This window comes from Bacillota bacterium (assembly GCA_018818595.1).
In the GTDB taxonomy this organism is placed as follows: Bacteria; Bacillota_I; Bacilli_A; order Izemoplasmatales; family Hujiaoplasmataceae; genus JAHIRM01.
Genome location: JAHIRM010000008.1, coordinates 121,981 through 128,511 on the forward strand (window position 1 = coordinate 121,981; position 6,531 = coordinate 128,511).

8 protein-coding genes are annotated in these 6,531 nt (G+C 32.7%); all 8 read right to left on the reverse strand.

Translation table 11 applies throughout. The annotated features are described in order from the left end of the window. Positions 1-6: 6 nt before the first annotated feature. Positions 7-330, reverse strand: coding sequence for a cyclic-di-AMP receptor (locus KJ971_02335; protein MBU1144682.1), 324 nt, complete (start codon positions 328-330; stop codon positions 7-9). Positions 331-469: 139 nt separating this feature from the next. Beyond that, positions 470-1,879 (reverse strand): Fe-S cluster assembly protein SufB, encoded by a 1,410-nt coding sequence (gene sufB / locus KJ971_02340; GenBank protein ID MBU1144683.1) that lies wholly within the window; start codon positions 1,877-1,879, stop codon positions 470-472. 9 nt (positions 1,880-1,888) lie between these two features. Beyond that, positions 1,889-2,281 carry an SUF system NifU family Fe-S cluster assembly protein gene (locus tag KJ971_02345; protein MBU1144684.1) on the reverse strand — a complete coding sequence of 131 codons (393 nt, stop codon included), beginning with the start codon at positions 2,279-2,281 and terminating at the stop codon, positions 1,889-1,891. A 46-nt stretch (positions 2,282-2,327) separates the two neighbouring features. Next, positions 2,328-3,533: a SufS family cysteine desulfurase gene (locus tag KJ971_02350; GenBank protein MBU1144685.1), complete on the reverse strand. Its 1,206-nt coding sequence runs from the start codon at positions 3,531-3,533 to the stop codon at positions 2,328-2,330. After that, positions 3,533-4,456, reverse strand: coding sequence for a SufD family Fe-S cluster assembly protein (locus tag KJ971_02355; protein ID MBU1144686.1), 924 nt, complete (start codon positions 4,454-4,456; stop codon positions 3,533-3,535). The genes KJ971_02350 and KJ971_02355 overlap by 1 nt, the downstream gene beginning before the upstream one ends. Positions 4,457-4,466: 10 nt before the next feature. Next, positions 4,467-5,282 (reverse strand): Fe-S cluster assembly ATPase SufC, encoded by an 816-nt coding sequence (sufC, locus tag KJ971_02360; protein ID MBU1144687.1) that lies wholly within the window; start codon positions 5,280-5,282, stop codon positions 4,467-4,469. 146 nt (positions 5,283-5,428) lie between these two features. Next, positions 5,429-5,971, reverse strand: a complete 543-nt coding sequence (locus KJ971_02365; GenBank protein MBU1144688.1) for an MgtC/SapB family protein — start codon at positions 5,969-5,971, stop codon at positions 5,429-5,431. A 155-nt stretch (positions 5,972-6,126) separates the two neighbouring features. Further along, positions 6,127-6,531, reverse strand: a 405-nt coding sequence (locus KJ971_02370; protein MBU1144689.1) for a hypothetical protein, incomplete at its 5' end; no start/stop codon positions are given.

Consider the following 6,531-nt stretch of genomic DNA (forward strand, 5'->3'; position numbering starts at 1 on the left):
ATAAAGTTATGCTTTTATGAATTGATTAACATCTAACACAAAAATCGTTGCGCCTCCAACTTGTACTTCGACAGGAGTAGATGAGAATATTCCAAATTCACTTGAAATAGCATTTGGAACTAATTTTGTTCTCCTTCTTGAGGTTTCACTAATTACTTGAATACATTTATCAAGAAGTTCATCTTGAACACCGATGATCATTGTTGTATTTCCACTCATCAAGAAACCACCTGTAGTCGCAAGTTTTGTGACAAAGAAGTTTTCTTTAATCAACGTTTTAATGACTTTACTTGCATCTTCATTCGATACAATTGCCATTACCAGTTTCATCATACAACACCACCTTTTTGATTATTTTATCATAATTTACAAAAAAATCAAATAGCGATTATGAAAATATATCATAATTTATCAATAAAATGCAACTATTTTCATTAAAAAAACACTAGATATCTAGTGTTTTTTAATATTATCCAATTGAACCTGTCATTTCTAATTTGATTAACTGATTTAATTCAACTGCATATTCCATTGGTAGTTCTCTTGCGAAAGGTTCAATAAATCCCATTACAATCATTTCAGTTGCTTCTTCTTCTGTAAGCCCTCTACTCATTAAGTAAAATAGTTGTTCGTCACTTACTTTCGAAACAGTTGCTTCATGTTCAATTTGACCTTTGAAATTTTTAACGATATTTGTAGGAAGAGTATCTGAAGAGGAGGCTCTATCAACTAAAATGGTATCACATTCAACTTTACTTTTTGCTCCAATAGCGTGAGCTCCTTGACTTACAAGCCCTCTGTAGTTCACTTTACCACCTTTTGTAGCAATTGATTTCGAAATGATTTTACTTGATGTATAGTTTCCTAAGTGAATCATTTTTGCTCCAGTATCTTGAATTTGACCTTTTCCTGCAAAAGCAATTGAAATCGTCGTTCCTTTGGAATAATCTCCTTTTAGAATACATCCAGGATACTTCATGTTCAGGCCTGAACCAATGTTTCCATCAATCCACTCCATATGTCCGTGTGACTCAACAATCGCTCTTTTAGTCACAAGATTAATAATATTATTAGACCAGTTTTGAACCGTAGAATATCGACAATATGCATTTTCTTGAACAAATATTTCTACAACAGCTGCGTGCAAAGAGTCGTTTGAATAAATTGGAGCCGTACATCCTTCAACATAGTTTAGGGATGCTCCATCTTCAACAATAATAAGCGTTCGTTCAAATTGACCCATTTTTTCGGTATTAATTCGAAAATAGGATTGAAGTGGTTTTTCGACTTTAACGCCTTTTGGAACAAAAATAAATGATCCGCCACTCCAAACAGCGGTATTTAGTGCTGCGTATTTATTATCAATATAACTTACGGCTTTTCCAAAGTAATTCTTGATAATTTCTGGGTACGCTTTTAAGGCAGAATCCGTATCAAGAAAGATGACTCCTAAATCTTGTAATTCTTGAATCGTACTATGATAAACTGCTTCTGATTCAAATTGAGTAGTAACTCCAGATAGATATTTTTGCTCTGCTTCGGGAATTCCTAAAACATTAAAGGTATCTTTGATAGAAGCAGGTACATTTTCCCAATCGCTTTCTACTCTTTCAGATGATTTAATATAATAAATGATATCATTAAAATCAATCTTTGAAAGATCTGGTCCCCAAGAAGGATTTTTCATGGAAACAAATGCCTCATAGGCTTTCAGTCTAATCTTTAACATCCATTCAGGTTCATTTTTCAAATGAGAGATTTGAGATACTACTTCTTTTGAAACACCTTTTTTAGTTTGAAAAACAGATTTTGCATCTGTATGAAATCCAAATTTATAATCTGTAACAATTCCTTCTATATCTGGTTTTTTATCTTCCATACGGCTCACCTACTTTATGTCAATTGTCTCTAAAAATGCTTTCCATGAGATGGATGCACATTTGATTCTTGCGGGAAATAATCGAACCCCTTTGTAAACTTCTGCTTCTTCTAAGTCAACGGTTGTGTCATATGTTTCATTTGTAATCATGTTTAAATACGTATTTGCAACTTTTTTTGCTTCTTCAATGGTTTTTCCAATCATGGTTTCTGAAAGTACTGATGCGGAAGAGCAACAAATACTGCACCCAGTACCATCGTGTCTACAATCTGTTACAATTCCTTGTTCGACTTTAGTTTGAATTGTGATATCATCCCCACAACTAGGGTTTTTTATGTGAATTTGTTTATAAGTTTCATCGATTAATAGCCCTTTATTTCTAGGGTTTTTATAATGTTCCATAATTACTTCACGATATAAATTCTCTAAGTTTGCCAAAATACCACTCCTAAAATCCGATTTTATGAAAGAAAACAACAGCCTCTTTTGTAGTTTGAATAAATTTATCTGCTTCTTTAAACGTATTATATAAATAGAAAGAGGCGCGTAAACAAGCCGCAATATTTAACCATTTAGTGACAAGTTGTGCACAGTGATGCCCGGACCTGATAGAAATATGATTCTCTGCATAGTAGGAAACGGCATCATGTGATGGAACATTTTTGATATTAAACGCAATAATTCCCATATCAGCGTTTGGGTTATAAATTTCAATTTCTGGTATTTTCTTTAATTGAGCATAAGTATATCGATAAAGTCTTTTGATGTAATCGTCAATTTTATCTAATCCTATATTTTCTAAATAATCAACGGCTTTTGTCATGCCGATTGCGGATGCAACTGGCATGGTCCCAGCTTCAAATCGATAGGGAGAATCTTTCCACTCTGAAAAGTCTTTTGATACTTGATCATTCATATCCCCACCAAATTCACAAGGTTCCATTGCATTTAGTAAAGTCTTTTTCCCATATAATACTCCGATTCCAGTTGGTCCTAACATTTTATGACCTGAAAAAGCAAGAAAGTCAGGATCTAGATCTATGACATCAATTTTCATGTGTTGAATCGCTTGAGCCGCGTCCACAACTACTATTGCACCAACTTTGTGTGCAAGTTCGATAATTTCTTTCATAGGGGTAACATACCCCATGACATTCGAAACGAAAGTTAGAGCTACTACTTTTGTGTTTTTATTCAATACTTTCTTAAAGTTTTCAACTGTAATTCTTCCTTCTGTTGAAAGTTCAATGTATTTAAGTGAAGCTTTCGTTTTTTGAGATACTACTTGCCAAGGAAGAAGCGAAGAATGGTGTTCTAACTCTGAAGTTATAATTTCATCTTTTGAAGTAAGATTTGAAAGTCCATAAGAATTTGCGACTAGATTTAAAGCTGAAGTTGCGCCTCTTGTGAAAATAATTTCATCGATGGACGCATTGATAAATTTTGCAATTCTTGCCCTAGCTTCTTCGTAAAGTTTTGTAGCTTCATAACTTTCTTGATACAGCCCTCTGTGGATATTTACACTTAAAGAACTATAGTAATGATTGATTTCATCAATAACTGATTGAGGCTTCAAACTCATAGCTGCTGTATCTAAATAAACGACATCTTCACGAATTTGAGGAAAATCTTCGCGCCACAGATTCTTTTCCATTAAGTGACAACTCCTTTTATTTTCTTTGAAATTCTTTTCGAAACTGTTTGTTTATGTATTCCTTCTTTTAACAAAGATAAAAACGGGGATGTATATCCGGAAATGATTAACTTCTTTGCTTCATTTTCAGAAAGACCTCGACTTAATAAATAAAACATTTCATCTTCATTTATCTGTCCAATAGCGGCTCCATGACTAGCTTGAACGTCATATTCATCAATGTTTAATTTTGGTTCTACTTTGATTGATCCAAATTCGCCTAATATTAAACCCCTATTTTGTTGTTTACATACGGAATTTTTCATTCCTTTATTAATGGTACCTGACACATCATAATCAAGAGTGGCTTCATCACTTGAAACTAATAAATTCGTAATCTTTGAACTTGTTCTTTCGTGTTGATGTATTACTTGTTGCTTGACTGTAAAATGGTCTTTTCCTGATCCTAGATTTAACATTTCATAATCTAGAAGTGATTCATTTTCTTTTAAATATATGGAATCTGTTAAGTTGAACGTTCCATTATATAATAGCCCTGTTTTTACATATAATTTTGAAGAATCATAAAGGGTGAATGTTCTTTTTAGGAATGCTTTGTTGTTACGTGTATTTGTAATTAAATATAAAACATCAACTTGTGAATTCTTTTCTAAAACAAAATCAAGTGTGATTGAATTTTTCTTTGAAAGATGAATCATTATGACAATCGTTTGATGAACATTGTCTAAAAAATGCAACTTGATTGATTTATCTTTTAATTCATCTCCAACCACAAGATTTATTTCTTCATCAAGAGTCTTTGAAAAAGTTAAAAGTGTTTGATTTTTTTGAATTTTTGCTTTCACTTTTGACTGATTGATAAAATCCTGTTCGTGTAAAAGAATCAAATTTGGCTTGTCCAATATATAAAGAGGTAATTTCATAAGCATAAACCTACTTTAAACTCTTTGTTGCACAAGTTCCAAGTGAATATTGCTTTGGAGTTTCTTCTAATTCATCAATTCCTAATTCGTCCTTAAGCCAATCATATCCAAAAGCATCAATTTTTTGGATTAGTTCTTTTCCACCTGTTTTAACAATATTTCCTTTTATCATGATGTGAACAAAATCTGGAATAATGTAATCTAATAATCTTTGATAATGTGTAATTAATACCATACCCAAATCTTTTGATTTTAATTTAGTGACATTTTCTCCAACAATTCTTAAAGCATCCACATCAAGACCTGAATCAATTTCATCTAGAAAAGCAATCGAAGGTTTCAAAAGTTTCATTTGCAAGATTTCGTTTCGTTTTTTTTCTCCACCACTAAACCCTTGATTTAAAAAACGATGTGATAACCCTGAACCCATTTTTAATTCTTTCGCAGAATCTTCAAATTCGAGAATGAATTTACCAATTCTTAAATGTTTATCTTTTGGAAGTCTTGTTTGTACTGCAGTTTTTACAAAATCAAAATTCGTAACACCAGGTACTTCCACGGGGTTTTGCATGGCTAAAAACAGACCAGCTCTACTTCTTTGATCAACGGTCATTTCTTTTAGACTTTTTCCATCAAGAAGGATATCTCCTGATTCAATCTTATATTTAGGATGTCCCATTACTATTTGTGCTAAGGTAGATTTTCCAGTTCCGTTTGGGCCCATTATTGCGTGAGTTTCTCCACCCTTTACAATGAGATTAACTCCTTGCAAAATTAAATTGTTTTCTACTGAAACATATAAATCTTTAATTTCTAAAATCGCCATAGTATCCCTCCAAATCAACAACTCTATTGTACATTATTTTGGCTTATTATGCAAAAAATATGAATGTTTTTCTTTAATAATCTTTCATACATTATCCTAAAAATGTTGCGCTTTTCATCAAAAAAAAGAAATCCTTTCGGATTTCTTTATTGTTCTACAATTTCAGAACCCAAAATATCCGGACTCTTGACGTGCTTCAACGCAGTCAACCCAAGTAATTTTCTAAATCCAGTCAAGAAAACGAGTGAAAATAGACTTAAGATGATTCCGATGGTATATCCGCCCATTCCAAAGCAAAGACCAATCATAGATGCTAGCCATAAAGTTGCGGCAGTAGTTAATCCATAAATTCCATTGCCTGTTTTAAGAATTGTACCAGCACCTAAAAAACCAACACCAGTAACAACTTGAGCAATAATTCTTTGTCTTTCTAAATTGACTGCAACTCCTTGAGCTGCAAGATCAACCGCCATACCTAATGCTTCTTGATAAAGACTGTCTTGTAAAATCGCAATTCCACAAGCTCCAAATGCAACCATCAAATGGGTTGTAACTCCTGCTGTTTTGTGTCTCATTTGTCTTTCAATTCCAATGATTCCAACAAATAATGCAGTTAATCCCATACGAAGTAATATTTCCAAAACTCCTGGACCCGTGTCTAGGAAATTATCAAAAATGGTTAAAAACATATAATCACCCTTCTTCTATCTTTTCGCTATTTTAGAAAGCGCTTTACTATGTGATTTATTATTATAACAGATTCTATTTTAATAATCAATAGAACAAAAAAAGAAAATAGGTGTGAGTCAACTCACACCTATTATTATGAACCATTGTAAATTAATTAAATTGGTCTCTCTAAAGAGAAATCAGAAAAGATAAATAATCCATCTTCGATTAATCCTTCATCAAGTGTGTCAAATGTTCCCATATTGATTTGTAGACCAAATGATGCATTGTCAGCTGTAAATGGTAATGCTAATACGTTATCGCCTGCGACTAAGTCTACTATAAATTCAGTCACTGCTCCACCAAAAGCATTATCTTTCACTTGAATAGATACTTTTCTTGCGACTTCAGCATTAATGGTAATATTTAAAATATAATCTTGCCCGTTAACGATTTCTCCGCCTTTGTATTTCACTTGGATTCCCCAGAATTCAGGTGATCCAGTTTTAGTGATATCTAATTTAACAGAATCATCTTCATAGATACTTGTTACTTCTGGAAGTTCTGTCCAACTACCAAA

Bases quoted from the DNA above. Each gene is read 5' to 3' on its own strand.
- KJ971_02365 (MBU1144688.1), bottom strand. From the start codon at position 5,971: ATGTTTTTAACCATTTTTGATAATTTCCTAGACACGGGTCCAGGAGTT.
- sufC (MBU1144687.1), bottom strand. From the start codon at position 5,282: ATGGCGATTTTAGAAATTAAAGATTTATATGTTTCAGTAGAAAACAAT.
- KJ971_02345 (MBU1144684.1), bottom strand. From the start codon at position 2,281: ATGGAACATTATAAAAACCCTAGAAATAAAGGGCTATTAATCGATGAA.
- KJ971_02350 (MBU1144685.1), bottom strand. From the start codon at position 3,533: ATGGAAAAGAATCTGTGGCGCGAAGATTTTCCTCAAATTCGTGAAGAT.
- sufB (MBU1144683.1), bottom strand. From the start codon at position 1,879: ATGGAAGATAAAAAACCAGATATAGAAGGAATTGTTACAGATTATAAA.
- KJ971_02355 (MBU1144686.1), bottom strand. From the start codon at position 4,456: ATGAAATTACCTCTTTATATATTGGACAAGCCAAATTTGATTCTTTTA.
- KJ971_02335 (MBU1144682.1), bottom strand. From the start codon at position 330: ATGAAACTGGTAATGGCAATTGTATCGAATGAAGATGCAAGTAAAGTC.